At 64.2% G+C, this 15,159-nt stretch carries 12 protein-coding genes; 5 read left to right on the top strand and 7 right to left on the bottom strand.

Going from position 1 to position 15,159, the window contains the following annotated elements:
• Both ACPEE1_RS19930 and ACPEE1_RS19925 read right to left on the bottom strand, forming a co-directional pair.
• On the bottom strand, window positions 1–1,122 hold the full coding sequence (locus ACPEE1_RS19930) for an anhydro-N-acetylmuramic acid kinase (protein WP_423934598.1): 1,122 nt from the start codon (window positions 1,120–1,122) through the stop codon (window positions 1–3).
• Window positions 1,123–1,232: 110 nt separating this feature from the next.
• A complete protein-coding gene (locus tag ACPEE1_RS19925; RefSeq protein WP_423934595.1) occupies window positions 1,233–2,597 on the bottom strand; it encodes a peptidoglycan DD-metalloendopeptidase family protein in 1,365 nt (454 codons plus the stop codon).
• A 246-nt stretch (window positions 2,598–2,843) separates the two neighbouring features.
• On the opposite strand from ACPEE1_RS19925, the gene tyrS reads away from it, so the two are divergent.
• Window positions 2,844–4,076 carry a tyrosine--tRNA ligase gene (tyrS, locus tag ACPEE1_RS19920; protein ID WP_116927718.1) on the top strand — a complete coding sequence of 411 codons (1,233 nt, stop codon included), beginning with the start codon at window positions 2,844–2,846 and terminating at the stop codon, window positions 4,074–4,076.
• A gap of 261 nt (window positions 4,077–4,337) precedes the next feature.
• On the opposite strand, the gene ACPEE1_RS19915 is transcribed toward tyrS, so the two are convergent.
• Together ACPEE1_RS19915 and ACPEE1_RS19910 are read right to left on the bottom strand one after the other, a co-directional pair.
• Entirely contained in the window at window positions 4,338–5,321 is a 984-nt protein-coding gene (locus ACPEE1_RS19915) for a Bug family tripartite tricarboxylate transporter substrate binding protein (RefSeq protein ID WP_260718842.1), read from the bottom strand.
• Between the two features lie 156 nt (window positions 5,322–5,477).
• Entirely contained in the window at window positions 5,478–6,452 is a 975-nt protein-coding gene (locus ACPEE1_RS19910; protein WP_260718843.1) for a LysR substrate-binding domain-containing protein, read from the bottom strand.
• A 272-nt stretch (window positions 6,453–6,724) separates the two neighbouring features.
• On the opposite strand from ACPEE1_RS19910, the gene ACPEE1_RS19905 reads away from it, so the two are divergent.
• The gene (locus tag ACPEE1_RS19905) at window positions 6,725–7,147 is read left to right on the top strand and encodes a DUF2917 domain-containing protein (protein WP_116927721.1); all 423 of its coding nucleotides are present in this window, start codon (window positions 6,725–6,727) and stop codon (window positions 7,145–7,147) included.
• 275 nt (window positions 7,148–7,422) lie between these two features.
• Window positions 7,423–8,841, top strand: a complete 1,419-nt coding sequence (glmU, locus tag ACPEE1_RS19900; RefSeq protein WP_423934591.1) for a bifunctional UDP-N-acetylglucosamine diphosphorylase/glucosamine-1-phosphate N-acetyltransferase GlmU — start codon at window positions 7,423–7,425, stop codon at window positions 8,839–8,841.
• Between the two features lie 87 nt (window positions 8,842–8,928).
• Here glmU and ACPEE1_RS19895 read toward each other — a convergent pair whose 3' ends face one another.
• The gene (locus tag ACPEE1_RS19895; protein ID WP_182344959.1) at window positions 8,929–10,032 is read right to left on the bottom strand and encodes a GGDEF domain-containing protein; all 1,104 of its coding nucleotides are present in this window, start codon (window positions 10,030–10,032) and stop codon (window positions 8,929–8,931) included.
• Between the two features lie 303 nt (window positions 10,033–10,335).
• Window positions 10,336–10,845: an Lrp/AsnC family transcriptional regulator gene (locus ACPEE1_RS19890; RefSeq protein ID WP_423934587.1), complete on the bottom strand. Its 510-nt coding sequence runs from the start codon at window positions 10,843–10,845 to the stop codon at window positions 10,336–10,338.
• Window positions 10,846–10,981: 136 nt separating this feature from the next.
• Here ACPEE1_RS19890 and glmS point away from each other — a divergent pair, with 136 nt between their 5' ends.
• Both glmS and ACPEE1_RS19880 read left to right on the top strand, forming a co-directional pair.
• Window positions 10,982–12,871, top strand: coding sequence for a glutamine--fructose-6-phosphate transaminase (isomerizing) (glmS, locus tag ACPEE1_RS19885; protein ID WP_423934584.1), 1,890 nt, complete (start codon window positions 10,982–10,984; stop codon window positions 12,869–12,871).
• A gap of 368 nt (window positions 12,872–13,239) precedes the next feature.
• Complete coding sequence (locus ACPEE1_RS19880) at window positions 13,240–13,530, top strand: putative quinol monooxygenase (protein WP_423934582.1); 291 nt, start codon at window positions 13,240–13,242, stop codon at window positions 13,528–13,530.
• A gap of 53 nt (window positions 13,531–13,583) precedes the next feature.
• Here ACPEE1_RS19880 and ACPEE1_RS19875 read toward each other — a convergent pair whose 3' ends face one another.
• Window positions 13,584–15,050: a hypothetical protein gene (locus ACPEE1_RS19875; protein ID WP_423934579.1), complete on the bottom strand. Its 1,467-nt coding sequence runs from the start codon at window positions 15,048–15,050 to the stop codon at window positions 13,584–13,586.
• Window positions 15,051–15,159 lie beyond the last annotated feature (109 nt).

Genomic DNA, 15,159 nt, shown 5'->3' with positions numbered 1-15,159 from the left:
CTAGCGCGGGTAGATTGCGCCCAGCACCCGGGGCCCGCGTGCACCGGTCACCGCCGGCAGATTGCCCGGCAGGCGCTGCCAGCATTGGCGGGCCAGCCAGGCAAAGGCGCTGGCCTCGACCTGCTGCGGGGGCAGGCCATGTGCGGCCGAACTGTCCACCGCGATGCCGGGCAGCAGATCGGCCAGGCGTTGCAGCAGGTGCTGGTTGAGCGCGCCGCCGCCGCAGACGATCAAGGTCTGGCCCTCGGCTGCGCCATGGCGCTGCATGTCCTGCGCAATGGCCAGCGCGGTGAAGGCGGTCAGGCTGGCCTGCACATCGGCAGGGGCAGCACCGGGCGCATGGCGCTCGAGCAACGGGGCCAGCCAGGCGGGGTTGAACAGGTCGCGCCCGGTGCTCTTGGGCGGTGGCAGCTGGAAAAAAGGCTCTTCCATGAAGGCTGCCAGCAAATCTGGAATCACCTGGCCGCTGGCCGCCCAGTGGCCGCCGTCGTCATAGGGGTTGCCGGTGTTCAGCTGGCACCAGTGGTCCATCAGCGCATTGCCCGGGCCGCAGTCCCAGCCGCGGATGTCATCGCCGTCGAGGCGGCTGATGTTGGAGATGCCGCCGATATTGAGCACCCAGCGCAGACTGCCTGCCGCGTCGCCACCGCCAAACACGCTGTGGTGAAAGGCGGGCACCAGCGGCGCGCCCTGGCCGCCAGCGGCCACATCGCGGCTGCGGAAATCGGCCACCACGGCAATGCCGCTCAGCTCGGCCAGCAGCGCAGGGTTGTTGAGCTGCAAGGTATAGCCAGTACCATCCCAGAGGCCGGGCTGGTGGCGCACAGTCTGGCCGTGGGCGCCAATGGCCGTGATGTCGCTCGGCTGCAAGCCACTGCGCGCCAGCAGCCGATCGACCACCTGCGCATAGCTGCGTGCCAGCGCGTTGCCCGCGAGTGCTGCGCGGTGCAGCTCCTGCTCGCCAGCGCTGTTGAGCGCCAGCAGCTCGGCCCGCAGCTCGGGGGCAAAGCCGGTGCTGGCGTACTGCAGCACCTCCATGCGGCCGTCCTGCCACTGGGCAATCACCCCATCCACCCCGTCCAGCGAGGTGCCGGACATCAGGCCCATAAAGCGTTCAGTCATTGTCTTCAAGGTTGCAAAAGCAAAGGCCCCAACAATACCAATATTGTGAGGGCCTGGGGGCGGTGGCAGCAGTTGTTACGTGCTGCTTACCGGCGGACGGGCGTAGCAGCTTACTGGTTGGCGCTGGTCTCGAGCATCAGCATCTGGTCGTTCAGCGCCAGGCGCATGCTGTTGGCCAGGTTGTCAAACTTGGCGCGGGCCTGGCGGCTGATCGGTTTGCTGGTTTCGCTCTCGGCGACCATGGCCAGCGGGTCACGCTGCTCCCCAGCGACGCGGAACTCAAAATGCAGGTGCGGTCCGGTGGCCCAGCCGGTCTGGCCGACGGCACCGATCTCGTCGCCCTTACCCACGCGCGCGCCTTGCTTGACGGCGATGCGGCTCAAATGGGCGTAGACGGTTTCGTGCTTGTTGCCGTGGTCGATGTAGATCACATTGCCGTAGCCGTTTTGCACGCCGGCAAAGGTGACCAGGCCATCGCCCACGGTGCGCACGGGCGTGCCTTGCGGGGCCGCCAGGTCGGTGCCCTTGTGGGCCGACCAGGTCTTGTGGATGGGGTGCACGCGCATGGCAAAGGCGCTGGAGACGCGGGTGTACTTGACCGGCGAGCTGATGTAGCTGCGCTCACCGCTTTCACCGGCGAAGTTGTAATAGGCGCCCTTGTCCTTGGGCGAGTCCTGGAACCACAGCGCCTCATGGGTCTTGCCATTGTTGCGGAACTCGGCGCTCAGCAGGCGCCCGGTGCCCAGCACCTCGCCATCGGCTTCCAGCGTTTCGTAGACCAGCGAGAAGCGGTCACCGGCGCGCAGCGCACGGCGAAAATCGATCTTGTCGGCAAACACCTCGACCATCTGGTTCGAGACGTTGTCGGGCAGGCTGGCCGCATCGGTGGCCGCGTACAGCGAGCTGCGGATGATGCCGCCCGACAGGCGCGTGCCATGGGTCAGCGGCAGGAATTCGGTCAGGGTGTCGAACTTGCCATCGGCCTTGCGGATGCTAAAGCGCTGGAACACATCGCTGCTGTCACCGGCCCAGCGCACCGTGAGGGTGGTCAGCTCATGGCTTTGGGTGGTCTCGGCGGTGATCTGGCGGCCAGCTTTGCCGATGATGGCGCTGCGCGCCTTGGCATTGCTGCGGATGAAGGCCGCTGCAGCCGGGTCCGCCACGCCCAGGCGGCGCAGCAGGGATTCGGGCGTGTCGTTGCTGCGCACCTCGTCGGTGCGGTACAAAGAAAAACCTGGTCCGTCGACCAGGTCTGCGATCGAAATGTCCGAAGCCAGCGACTCGACGGGGTATTCCACGGTCTGCACAGGCATGTCGGACGGATTGGGGCCCAGCTCAGCCACGGCAAAAGCGGCGCCGCCACCGGTCATCAACATGACGGCGAGGGCAGCAGCGAGACGCTTGGGGTGTGTTTGGGCGGTATTGACCAGCTGGCGAATGACGAGGCTGCCAGCGGTGATGAATCCGTTGTTCAATGTTCCATCCCGGTTATGGATGGCCGTCTTGCCGGCTGCGTAGTCGGAGCCAAAACAAACTGCGTCTGCAGGCGCGGTAGGGTGTTTTTTAACAAGATGGCACAAAAAAATTCATGAACAGCGTTCGCGGGTCTGGATGAAGTCCCCTTGGGACATCGTCTGACAGACGCGGCTAGAATAAAACGCTGCAACGCAAGGGACGCAGTATAACGCCCTCGGCTTTGCTGGCAACCTGAGAAACCCCATATGAATCAATCGACTGTTACAACTTACCCTGTTACCGACCGTGTGCAAGAGGCTTTGCAGGTAAGTCTGCGTGGGGTGGATGAGCTGCTGCCACAGGAGGAATGGGTCAAAAAACTGGCCAAATCCGAGGCGACGGGTGTGCCCCTGCGCATCAAGCTGGGCCTGGATCCCACGGCCCCGGACATCCACATTGGCCACACCGTGGTGCTCAACAAGATGCGCCAGTTGCAGGACCTGGGCCATACCGTGATCTTCCTGATCGGCGATTTCACCACCCTGATTGGCGACCCCTCGGGCCGCAACAGCACCCGGCCGCCGTTGACGGCTGCGCAGATCCAGGTGAACGCCGAGACCTACCGCGAGCAGGCCTACAAGGTGCTCGACCCGAGCAAGACCGAGCTGCGCTACAACAGCGAGTGGTGCGACAAGCTGGGCGCGCGCGGCATGATCGAGCTGTCGGCCAAGTACACCGTGGCGCGCATGATGGAGCGCAACGACTTCCACACCCGTTTCAACGAAGGCAGCTCCATCAGCCTGCACGAGTTCCTCTACCCGCTGCTGCAGGGCTATGACTCGGTGGCGCTCAAGAGCGACCTGGAGCTGGGCGGCACCGACCAGAAGTTCAACCTGATGATGGGCCGCCACCTGCAGGCCGAATATGGCCAGGAATCGCAGTGCGTGCTCACCATGCCGCTTTTGGTGGGCCTGGACGGCGTGCACAAGATGTCCAAGTCCAAGAACAACTACATCGGCATCACCGAAGACGCCAACACCATGTTTGCCAAGGTGCTGTCGATCTCGGACGACCTGATGTGGGACTGGTTCACGTTGCTGTCCTTCATGGGCCTGCCCGAAATCGCCGCGCTCAAGTTGGAGATCGAAGGCGGCCGCAACCCCAAGGACGCCAAGGTGCTGCTGGCCAAGGAAATCACTGCGCGCTTCCACAGCGCGGCTGCAGCCGATGCGGCCGAGCAGGATTTCATCAACCGCAGCAAGGGCGGAATTCCGGACGACATCCCCGAAGTGGCGCTCAGCGGCGCGCCGCTGGGCATTGGCGCGCTGCTCAAGCAGGCCAACCTGGCACCATCGACCAGCGAAGCCAACCGCCTGATCGACGGCGGCGGTGTGCGTGTGGATGGCGTGGTGATCGAAGACAAGGGCCTGAAGCTGCCTGCCGGCACCTTTGTCGTGCAAGTGGGCAAGCGCAAGTTTGCCCGCGTGACCTTGGCCTAAAGCTACCGCCGTTCCCGCCTAAAGCTGGCTTTACCGGGCTGGTCTGGCCAAGCTGGCTGATCGATCAAAGAGCCGCTCCCCTTCGTTGGGGAGCGGCTCTTTTTTCTGAACGCCTCTTTTTGACAGCTGCTGCCACGCGCCAGCCCGCAAGGAAGACCTGGACCCTGGGAGGCTGACGACCAGCACCAGCCGCTGAGCAGCCGGGTGTACGGGTGCGCGGGCCGCGCGCTGGATCGCTTTGAACCAGGCGGGCCTGCAGCCTTACTGCAGTTCAATCTTGGCCTGGGTCGCAATGCGCTTCCACAGCGCAATCTCATCGGCCTGGAACTGGCGCATCTGCGCCGGGCCGCCGCTCATCGCCGTGGCGCCCAGGTTGGCATAGAACTGCTGGGTTTCGGGCTCGGTCGCAATCTGCATGAACCAGCCCGCCAGCTTGGCGCTGGTGTCCGCCGGCGTCTTGCTGTTGACCATCGCGCCCACCCAGGTGTAGGCCTCGATGCCCGGCAGGCCCGCTTCGCGGGCGGTGGGCACGTTGGGCAGGGCGGCCACGCGGCTGTCGGAGGCGACGGCCAGGCCCGTCAGCCGCCCGGCCTTGATCAGCTCCTGCACCGAGGTGGCCTCGGCAAAGGCGTAGTCCACCGTGTGGCCGGCCACGGCGGTGGCCACTTCGCCCGCGCCCTTGAAGGGCACATGCACGGTCTGCACCTTGGCCACATCGTTGAACAGCTCACCCATCAGCTGGTAGCCGGCCGAGCCCGCGCCAAAGTTGATCTTGCCCGGGCTGGCCTGGGCCTTGGCCACCAAATCCTTGAGCTGCTTGGTATCGGCATCCCCCGGCGCCACGACAATGGCCGGCGCGCGCATCATCATCGTCAGCGGCGCAAAGTCCTTTTGCGGGTCATAGGGCAGCTCCTTGAACAGCGCCGTGTTCACCGCCAAGGTGGAGTTGCTGCCAATAAAGACGGTGTAGCCATCGGCCGGAGCAGACAAGGCCTGCTTGACCGCAATAAAGCCATTGCCGCCGGGCCGGTTCTCCACCACCACCGGCTGGCCGCTGAGCTGCTGCAGCTTTTTGGCGTAGTAGCGCGCCGACGTATCGGTGCCGCTGCCCGGCCCAAAGGGCACGATGAATTTGATGGGCTTGCTGGGAAAGTCCTGGGCCTGCAGCGCCGGGCTGGCGGCGCCCGCGAGCAGCGCCGCACACAGCGCCAGCGCCTGCCGGCGGCCAAAGCGAGGGTTGAACATGGCTGTCTCCTTGTGTCGTTATCGATGGCGGCCTGCGGGTGTGGAGCGCGCAGGCCGCCGCTTTGACTGTAGGGAGGGGGCTCAGGCTTGTCTAATAGTGAATTGGCCGGGGCTGAGAGGACAGGCGTATCAGCGTGCGTGTGATTCAAGCGGCAATCAGCTGCCGGTGGTATCCCCGATGGCGGTGCGGGTAGCGGCGGCCTGCAGCTGCAGCCAGGCGCAAAAGGCCGTCACCTCGGGGCGTTGCTGGCTGCGCGGGCCAATGATCAGCCAGTAGGCCAGTGGTGAATCCATGCGGTATTCGGGCAGCACCTCGACCAGGTCGCCATTGGCCAGTGCATCAGCCACCAGCGGCATGCGTGCCAGCGCCAGGCCCTGGCCGGTCAGGGCGGCCTGCGCGATCTGGTGCGCGTAGTTCAGATACAGCCAGCGTTTGGGTTGCAGATTGCCGCAGCCATGCAGCTCCAGCCAGCGCTCCCAGGTCAGCCAGTCCAGGTGCTGCAGGCGGTGGGCGTCGCCTGCCTCGATCAAGGTGTGGCGGGCCACATCGGCGGGCTGGTGGATGCGCGGGTGGCTTTGCAGCAACCAGGGGCTGGCAACGACGGCCAGTTGCTCGCCAAACAAACGCTGGGCGCCGTTGCTGGCATGCTGGGGCAGGCTGTAGCGCAGCGCCAGGTCCACATCCGAGGTTTCGAGGTCAAGCACGTTGTCGGTGGCATCGATGCGGATGTCGATCTCGGGGTTGTCGCGCTGGAAGGCCTCCATGCGCGGGATCAGCCACATCGAGGCAAAGCTGGCCCAGGTGGTGATGGCCACACTCTTGCGGCCGCTGGTCTGGCGGATCAGGCGCACGGCAGAGTCGATGCGCTCGATGGCCGGCGACACGGCGCGCTGCAGCTGGGCGCCGGCGCTGGTTAGCTCCACCGCGCGGGTATGGCGCAAAAACAGCGCAATGCCGACCTCGTCTTCCAGCGCCTGGATCTGGCGGCTGACGGCCGACTGGGTCAATGCCAACTCCTCGGCGGCGGCGCGAAAGTTCAGGTAGCGAGCTACCGCCAGAAAAGCACGCAGATGGCCCACGGCGATGGGCCGGGTGCGGAGCAGGGAAGGCGGCAGAGGCAGGTCTGGCATGGTGGAGGCACTGTAGCAAGAAGTACACACTGCGCCAGGGTGTATCCCCGAGGCAGGCCAACCATCATGCTCCTGCTTCGATAGCTGCCGCTGGCTTGGTGTGGCCTTGGAGCTGCGGAAAGCCAAAAACCTAGGGTAAACCATTAATGCTGTGGCTGCATCGATCGGCCCTCTTTTATTCATTGGACGCAGGCGCCGCCAAGGCGCAAGATACGCATATCGGGTAAACCCTAGGATCGCAACGACACCAGGGCCCTGCAAAGGAAATCACCATGGCAATGTCTGCATCTCATGTTCTGTCTGCTGGCTCCATCGCTGCGCGCCCTGCGCGTGCCAGCCGCGCTGCCTCGGCCGCTGCCGAGATGCGCATTCTGCCCACCGGCAAGGCCGTCAGCTTTGTGCCCCAGCGCGACGTCGTGCTGCGCATCTCCGAAGGCACCGCCTGGGTCACCCTGGGTCTGGGGCTGAGCAATGAAGCCAGCCTGCAAGCCGGTGACCTGGTGCTGCACGCCGGTCACACGGTCGTGCTCAAAGCCGGCCAATCGGTCGTTATCGAGAGCAAGCGCCAGGACGCGCTGGTCTACCACTTCCCCAAGAACCAGGGCGGCCAGCCCAACCTGGATGAGCAGCCCGCACGCTGGTTCACGCGCTTCCAATGGGGTAAGACCGACGGCAGCATGCTCTACAACATATAGAGTGACTGACACAGCCCTTGATACGTCGTTGTCCAGCCTTGTCGTACGTTTGTACTGCCTGCGGCTGAACGCCTCGTCTCAACCGCAAACCTTCGGTTTGCTGGGCTGTCTAAGTCCCTCATTCGAACACTTGCCCACAACAGTCTGCCTTGCGCAGGCTGTTTTTTTGCCCAAAGACAGTGGCTGCTGCGGAAGCTGAAAGCCTGTAGAGCGCGCGATAATCACAGGGTTTTGTCTATTAGAGGCGGTGCCCGGCGCCGCCTCGCTGATTCACCATGACCGCTCCACTCGACATCATCATCATGGCCGCTGGCAAGGGCACGCGCATGAAAAGCCGCCACCCCAAGGTGTTGCAGAAGCTGGCCGGGCGCGCGCTGCTGCAGCATGTGCTCGATACCGCTGCCCAGCTGCAGGCCCGCTCGGCGGTGGTGATCACCGGCCATGGTGCTGACCAGGTGGAGGCGGCCATCGGCCAGAGCAGCGCCGGCATCAGCCAGCTGGCCTTTGCGCGCCAGGAGCCGCAGCTGGGCACGGGCCACGCGGTGCAGCAGGCGGTGCCGTTGCTGGCCGATGAGGGCATGGCGATTGTGCTGTCCGGCGATGTGCCGCTGACGCAGGCGGACACCTTCCAAGGCCTGCTCAATGCCGCGGGCAGCGACCGCATGGCCCTGCTCACCGTCAACATGCCCGACCCCACGGGCTACGGCCGCATTGTGCGCAATGCCGAGGGCACGGTGCAGCGCATCGTCGAGCAAAAGGATGCGAATGCGGACGAGCGTGCGATCACCGAGGTTTACAGCGGCATCATGGCCGTGCCGCTGCGCTGGCTCAAGCCCTGGCTGGCCCAGCTGAACAACCACAACGCCCAGGGCGAGTACTACCTGACCGACGTTGTGGCGATGGCCGTTGCCGACGGCGTGGCGGTGGAAGGCCATTGCATTGCCGATGTGCTGCAGGTGGCCGGCATCAACAGCCCCCAGCAGCTGGCCGAGCTGGAGCGTGCCCACCAGATGCGCCAGGCCCAGGCGCTGATGGCCCAGGGTGTGCGCATGGCCGACCCGGCCCGTTTTGACCTGCGCGACGATGCGCGCGGCGGCAAGGCGCAGCTCATCTGCGGCCAGGATGTCGAGATCGATGTGGGCTGCATCTTTGGCGGCCAGGTGCGCATTGGTGACGGCGCGCGCATTGGCGCCTACTGCCATATCAGCAATGCCGAGATCGCGGCCGATGCGGTGATCCACCCGTTTACGCATATCGACGGCGAAGCTGCTGGCGCCCAGGTGGGCGAGGGCGCGCTGGTCGGACCCTTTGCCCGCCTGCGCCCCGGTGCCCAGCTGGGCAAGCAGGTGCACATCGGCAATTTTGTCGAGGTCAAGAACTCGCGCCTGGCCGATGGTGCCAAGGCCAACCACCTGGCCTACCTGGGTGATGCCGAGGTGGGCGAGCGGGTTAACTACGGCGCGGGCAGCATCACCGCCAACTATGACGGCGCCAACAAGCACCGCACCGTGATCGAGGCCGATGTGCATGTGGGCAGCAACTGCGTGCTGGTAGCGCCGCTGACCATTGGCGCCGGCGGCACCGTGGGCGGCGGCTCCACGATCACCAAGAGCACACCGCCGGGCGCCTTGAGCGTGGCGCGCGGCAAGCAGGTCAGCATTGCCAATTGGGCGCGGCCACAGAAGAAGTCTTGAGCCCCAGTGCGCCTGAGCATGTCCGCACAGGCGTCTGGCGTGGACCCGGGATCCACTATGCCCGGCGCTATGGGATGAGGGCTGCGGTCAAGCGCCTGCGGCTGCTCCAGGGCCAGGCATGCTGGCCAGCTCAGCCAGGTGCGCGGCCGAGATCGGTTCCAGCTCGGCATAGCTGCCGTACATGCGCGGGGCGCCCCGGGCCTGTTCCAATGCCGCTTCGGCCTGCACAATCCAGTCGTCCACCGACTGGTGGTACTTGGCCAGGCTGGCAATGCCGATGCTGACGCTGATCTGCACATCGGGCCAGTCGCGCAGACGGCGGTTGAGCGCCTGGCTGTGGATGCGGTCGGCAATCTGGTTGGCGATGTCCAGGTTCACACCCGACAGCAGCACGGCAAACGAGTCGCCGCCAAAGCGGCAGGTGGCATCGCCCGGGCGCACGCAGGTGCGCAAGGTGTTGGCCACGGCAATGATGACCTCGTCGCCAGCGGTCTCGCCATGGCGGCTGTTGAGCTCGCGGAAGTTATCTACATCCACGACGATCAGGAACGCCGGAATGTCTTTTTGCTTGGCATAGGCGAACAAACGGGTCGCCAGATCCTGCCAGTACATGCGGCCAAAAAAGCCGGTCATCGCATCGACGCGGCGCATCACCATCAGCATCTGTTCTTTGTGGGCCAGGCTGCGCAGCAGGTGGCCGGTGGCAATGCCTTGCATGGCCAAATACAGGGCGACGGCCAGCAGGCTGCCGACAATGGTGTAGGTGCTGGTGTGGTGCTGGACCTCGAACGAGGTGAGCAGACCGGTGACGGCCAGGCCTGCAATGGCGCCGACCACGGCCAGCATGGCATGGCGAACGCTTTGCATGGCGTAGGTGCAGTGCACCAGCACCATCAGCATGATGGCACTGGTCAGCAGGTGGAAATGCACCAGCGCCACCCAGACGCCAATGACCAGGCCGTCGACAAAGCTGAGGATGACATCGTTGACGTCCGACCCACCGGTGCGCCGGGTGCGCCAGCGGGCCAGCAGGGGCCAGGCCAGCAGCGGCAGCGCCACGGCCAGCCCGACGGGCCAGGAGGCATTGCGCTGCCACAGTGCGCCTGCGGCAGCGAGCGCACAGGACGCCAGGAAAACAATGCGGCCCCAGTCACTGCGCTGCTGGGTGCTGTCCATTTTGATATGCACCATGTATTGCCTCTCTTACCCAGTGAGTCACAGTCTGCGCAGGATGGCCTCGCAATGTTACTGTTTGATACTCACGGTGCAAGTATGAGGCCGGACTATCGCCAAGACAAGCCAGTCCGGGCTTATTACATTTGTTGAATGTTTTCGTCCACAACGACCGCCTGAGAGTGGTCATGCACATCGCGGCCATGCATCGTGGCTGCAGCGGGCCGGGTGGCAAGGCTGTGGCGCAATGCCCGTTTTTACCAAGCGGGTAATCGCAGGGCTCCAGAGGGCGCCGGAGCCGCAAACTACGCGGTAATGGTGTTAGCCGTGGTGCGACAGGTGCGGCCCCTTGGGCAAGGGGATGCGGGTGATGAACTTGCTGCGCTTGGTGGCGAAGTAGGTTTTTACATTGCGCACATTGCTCTGCGAGGTGAAGAGCTTTTGCGTCAGCGCCAGGTAGCCGGGCATGTCATGGGCGTAGACCACCAGCACAAAGTCCGGCCCCGGGCTGACCCGCCAGCATTGCTGCACCTGGTCGTTCTGCACCACGGCGGCCTCAAAGGCATCGAGCTCTTCGGCGCCCTGGCGATCCAGGCTGACCTCCACCAGCGCGAACAGGCCAAAGCCCTGCACCTTGGCCAGCACATCGTGTGAGAGCAGGGCCACCTCGGCGGCGATCAGGCCCATCTCGCGCAGGCGCTTGATGCGCCGCAGGCAGGTGGGGGGCGAGACATGCACTTTGTCGGCCAGCGCGTGGTTGCTCACCGAGGCATCCTTCTGCAAGGCATCGAGCAGCTGCAGGTCGATGATATCCAGTGTGAAATCATTCAAATTCTCATTCATTTTGAAATTTTATTTCAATAGATATTTAATAAGAAATATTATTTCAAAATCTCGCAAAAATGGAAAGAAAATAAAATGCTTACCTGTCTACACTGCAGCCATTGTTGATCAAGGAGTGAACACTATGTGCGGCATTGTTGGTGCAGTCTCTACGCGCAATATCGTCCCGGTGCTGGTGCAAGGTCTGCAGCGGCTGGAGTACCGCGGTTATGACTCCTGCGGCGTGGCCGTGCATGAGGCGAGCCTTGATGGCCGCCAGCCGGCAGGCCTGCGCCGCGCCCGCAGCACGGCCCGCGTGGCTGAACTGATGGAGCAGGTGGCCAGCGAGCAGGTGCAGGGCGCCACCGGCATCGCCCATACGCGCTGGGCCACGCATGGTGCGCCCGCCGTGCACAACGCCCACCCGCATTTCAGCGCAGGCCCGGGCGTGGCCGATGTGCAGGCCGTCGGCCGCGTGGCCCTGGTGCACAACGGCATCATCGAGAACCACGAAGCGCTGCGCGCCGAGCTGCAGGCCAACGGCTACCAGTTCCTGAGCCAGACCGATACCGAAGTGATTGCACACCTGGTGGACAGCCACTACGACGGTGACCTGTTCACGGCCTTGCAGCAGGCCATCAAGTCCCTGCGCGGCGCCTATGCGATTGCTGTCATGCACAAGGACGAGCCCCACCGCGTGGTCGGCGCCCGGGCTGGCTCGCCGCTGATCCTGGGCGTGGGCAACAACGAGAACTTCCTGGCCAGCGATGCAATGGCGCTGGCCGGCGTGACCGACCAGATCGTCTACCTGGCCGAAGGCGATATGGTCGACCTGCAGATTGGCCGCTACTGGGTGGTGGACCACAACGGCAAGACACTGGAGGCGGCCGACCGCCCCGTCAAGACCGTGCATGCGCACAGCGGCGCGGTGGAGCTGGGCCCCTACCGCCACTACATGCAAAAAGAGATCTTCGAGCAGCCGCGCGCGATTGCCGATACGCTCGAAGGCGTGCAAAGGGTGGTGCCCGAGCTGTTTGATGGCGTGGAGGGCGATGCCGCCTGGCGCGTGTTCAAGGAGATCGACGAGGTGCTGATCCTGGCCTGCGGCACCAGCTACTACAGCGGCTGCACCGCCAAGTACTGGATCGAAGGCCTGGCGGGCATCCGCTGCAATGTGGAAGTGGCCAGCGAATACCGCTACCGCAAGAGCGTGCCCAACCCCCGGGCGCTGGTCGTCACCATCAGCCAATCGGGCGAGACGGCCGATACGCTGGCAGCACTGCGCCATGCCCAGGGCCTGGGCATGACCAACACTCTGACCATCTGCAATGTGGCCACCAGCGCCATGGTGCGCGAGTGCAAGCTGAGCTACATCACCCGTGCGGGCATGGAGATCGGCGTGGCCTCAACCAAAGCCTTTACCACCCAGCTGGCGGGCCTGTTCCTGCTGACGCTGGCCCTGGGACAAAGCAAGGGCTACATCACCGAAGCGCAGTCCGACGCCTACCTGGAAAAAATGCGCCACCTGCCGCTGGCCTTGCAAGCCGTGCTGGCGCTCGAACCCCAGGTGGTGAGCTGGGCCGAGGACTTTGCGCGCAAGGAAAACGCGCTCTTCCTGGGCCGTGGCATCCACTACCCGATCGCGCTGGAAGGCGCGCTCAAGCTCAAGGAAATCAGCTACATCCACGCCGAGGCCTACCCGGCCGGCGAGCTCAAGCACGGCCCGCTGGCGCTGGTGGACAGCGAGATGCCCGTCGTCACTGTCGCCCCCAACGACGAGCTGCTGGAAAAGCTGAAAAGCAATATGCAGGAAGTGCGCGCGCGCGGCGGCGTGCTCTATGTGCTGGCCGATGCCCACACCAATATCGAGAATGCCGAAGGCATGCACGTGATCCGCATGCCAGAGCACTACGGCGTGCTCAGCCCCATCCTGCATGTGGTGCCGCTGCAGCTGCTGTCCTACCACACGGCCGTGGCACGCGGCACCGATGTGGACAAGCCGCGCAATCTGGCCAAGTCGGTCACGGTGGAGTAAGAACCTGTTCAAAGTCTCCTCGCGTCGCGACAGTGTCTTTGCGAGATGGGATGCTAGGGGGGCGCCCAGCCGCGCAATACCGCAGCAATAGCCCAGCTATTGCGAGGATTTGCAACGACGCAGACCGCCCCTGCCCGGGTGGCCCTCGCCGGGCGCCCCTTCCCGGGCAGCGCAAAGCCACTGTCCCTGCGGGTTGGAGTGAAATCGGGCGATTTCTGCGCGCTGGCCCTTGCTTGCACCCCGGTGCAAGCGGCGGATCAGCCCTTTGAACTCATCCCGATTGCACTCCAACGCGGCTGCGTAGAGCCATTGAACAGGTTCTAAGACATGCCTGCATGGTTTGCTCAGCGCACCCAAGGAGGCCTGGTTTGACGGAACCGCTGAACCTGATCGTCACGCTGCAGCCGCGCGCGGGCTGTTTGCCGGATGTCGTCTCGACGCTCACGACGCTGGCGCAGGCCAGCCGGCAAGAAGCTGGCTGCCTGCGCTACGACATGGCGGTGGGCAAGGAGCTGGTCTATCTCTTTGAGGCATGGACCGACCGCCAGGCTTTGGCTGCGCATGAGAAGGAGGCGCACTTTGTGCTGGGCGTCGCTGCGCTGAACCGCTTGTGTGAATCCCAAAGGGTGGAATTTGTCGAGTGGCAGGGGCCAGGCTAGCCGGCCTCGGTACCCATCTCCCTGGCTACTGAAACGGCTGCACCGGGCCGGTGCTAGCTGTGCCAGGTACTGAGCCAGGCAAAACAGGTCATCACCGCGAATGCCGTCAGCGCAAACGGCAGCAGGAACAGGTAGACCGACCGCTCCTCTGAAGCCCCATGACTGAGCCTGGCCGCAATCGACATGCGCACCGGTGAGAAAAAGCCCAGCGCGAGCCCGGACACATGCACCACCGCGCCCGTGGCCAGCAGGCTGATGCCGGCCTGCGACGCGAGCGTGGACAGCGGTGGCAGCAGCAGGCTGTTGCCAGCGTTTCCGGTGTTGGCAATGATGCCCAGCGCGCCAGCCAGTGCAGGGGTGAGCATCACCGCATCCCGCCCCCACGCGGCAAAGAGGCCATTGGCCAGGCCTTGGGCGATGCCCGATTTATTGAGCATTTCCGCCATCATCGCAAAGAGAAGTACTGTCCACACAGCCTGCTTGCCGGTGGACCAGGAGGCTGCGACCTCGGCCTTGAGCGTATGCGTGCGCTTGCGCAAAGCCGCCGTCAACAGCGCGGCCACCAGGAACCACAGGCCGGAATGCATCAGCGGCAGCAAGGTGGGCAGGTCGGGAAAGGGCCGGAACCATAGCAGCGTCGACAGGCATTCCCTGAGGCTGGGTAGGAGCCTGGTCGCGGCCAGCCATCCAATGATCAGACCATAGGGCAGGCAGGCGATGGCACGTTGGCGAACTTGCTGCCCATTGGGGCGCTCATCCACCAGGTAGCGAAGAATGATGAGCGGGCTGAAGGCGGCAAGTAGTGCGGTCTCCGGACCCAGCAAGTAGGTGCAGGCAACGAGGCTTACCAGGCTTGCCGCCACCCAGAGCAACTCCCGCGCGCACTCGCGGAGCGACATGTGCTCTTTGCCTTGGTGCAAAGTGACCCAGAACAGGGTGAGCCACAGCAGCATCAAGGTCGCGACAGGAACGGCTGAATACAGGGCCAGGTCCGTGGGCGACACCCGCAGGTAGGCTGCACCCAGCAGCGTGCCGCTGCTCATTGCACCCCAGGGAATGAAGGTCTGGCTGAGCAAGGCAAACACCATCAGGTGGCGAGGCGCCAGGGCCAGGTGGCGCAGCATCATCACCGTGCCCACCATTCCGACGCCAAACCCAGTCGCAGACTCGGCAAAAGGGCCGACCAAAAAGCAGGCAAAGAAAAGCCTTCTGCGGCGCGCATGGGGGTCGAGACCCGCAGAGGGAGCTTCAGCGCCGCCGAGCGCATGTTTGCTGGGCGCAACGCGCCAAAAAAGCAGGCCGCCCAGAATATAGGGCGCGATGGTCCCGCCAATCCAGGCCCCCCGCATGAGCGACTCACCGAGCTTGTCGATGGAAAACGGAATGGGTCCGCTGAAAAACGCAATGGGCACCGTCAGCGCCAGACCCAGCAGCGCCGCCCGGCTCGCGTTCCACTTCAGAAAGGCAATGGCCAGCGCCACCACCAAGGTAGGCGTCGCCCAAAGCAGGTAGCTATGCATCACCGCGCTGTTGCTGTGGGGCGGCTGGCTGCAAACGCAGCGCTTTTAGGGTCATGCCTGGCATAGAAAAGATGTCGTTATTTATTACAACGATTCTCCGACCTTCCAG

Origin of the sequence: Comamonas sp. 23 (assembly GCF_049601575.1) — a bacterium.
In the GTDB taxonomy this organism is placed as follows: domain Bacteria; phylum Pseudomonadota; class Gammaproteobacteria; order Burkholderiales; family Burkholderiaceae_C; genus Comamonas; species Comamonas squillarum.
Note: the sequence above shows the minus strand (reverse complement) of the source record. Positions and strands in the feature narration are given on the sequence as shown.

Bases quoted from the DNA above. Each gene is read 5' to 3' on its own strand.
- ACPEE1_RS19930 (WP_423934598.1), bottom strand. From the start codon at position 1,122: ATGACTGAACGCTTTATGGGCCTGATGTCCGGCACCTCGCTGGACGGG.
- tyrS (WP_116927718.1), top strand. From the start codon at position 2,844: ATGAATCAATCGACTGTTACAACTTACCCTGTTACCGACCGTGTGCAA.
- ACPEE1_RS19915 (WP_260718842.1), bottom strand. From the start codon at position 5,321: ATGTTCAACCCTCGCTTTGGCCGCCGGCAGGCGCTGGCGCTGTGTGCG.
- ACPEE1_RS19910 (WP_260718843.1), bottom strand. From the start codon at position 6,452: ATGCCAGACCTGCCTCTGCCGCCTTCCCTGCTCCGCACCCGGCCCATC.
- ACPEE1_RS19905 (WP_116927721.1), top strand. From the start codon at position 6,725: ATGGCAATGTCTGCATCTCATGTTCTGTCTGCTGGCTCCATCGCTGCG.
- glmU (WP_423934591.1), top strand. From the start codon at position 7,423: ATGACCGCTCCACTCGACATCATCATCATGGCCGCTGGCAAGGGCACG.
- ACPEE1_RS19895 (WP_182344959.1), bottom strand. From the start codon at position 10,032: ATGGTGCATATCAAAATGGACAGCACCCAGCAGCGCAGTGACTGGGGC.
- glmS (WP_423934584.1), top strand. From the start codon at position 10,982: ATGTGCGGCATTGTTGGTGCAGTCTCTACGCGCAATATCGTCCCGGTG.
- ACPEE1_RS19875 (WP_423934579.1), bottom strand. From the start codon at position 15,050: ATGCATAGCTACCTGCTTTGGGCGACGCCTACCTTGGTGGTGGCGCTG.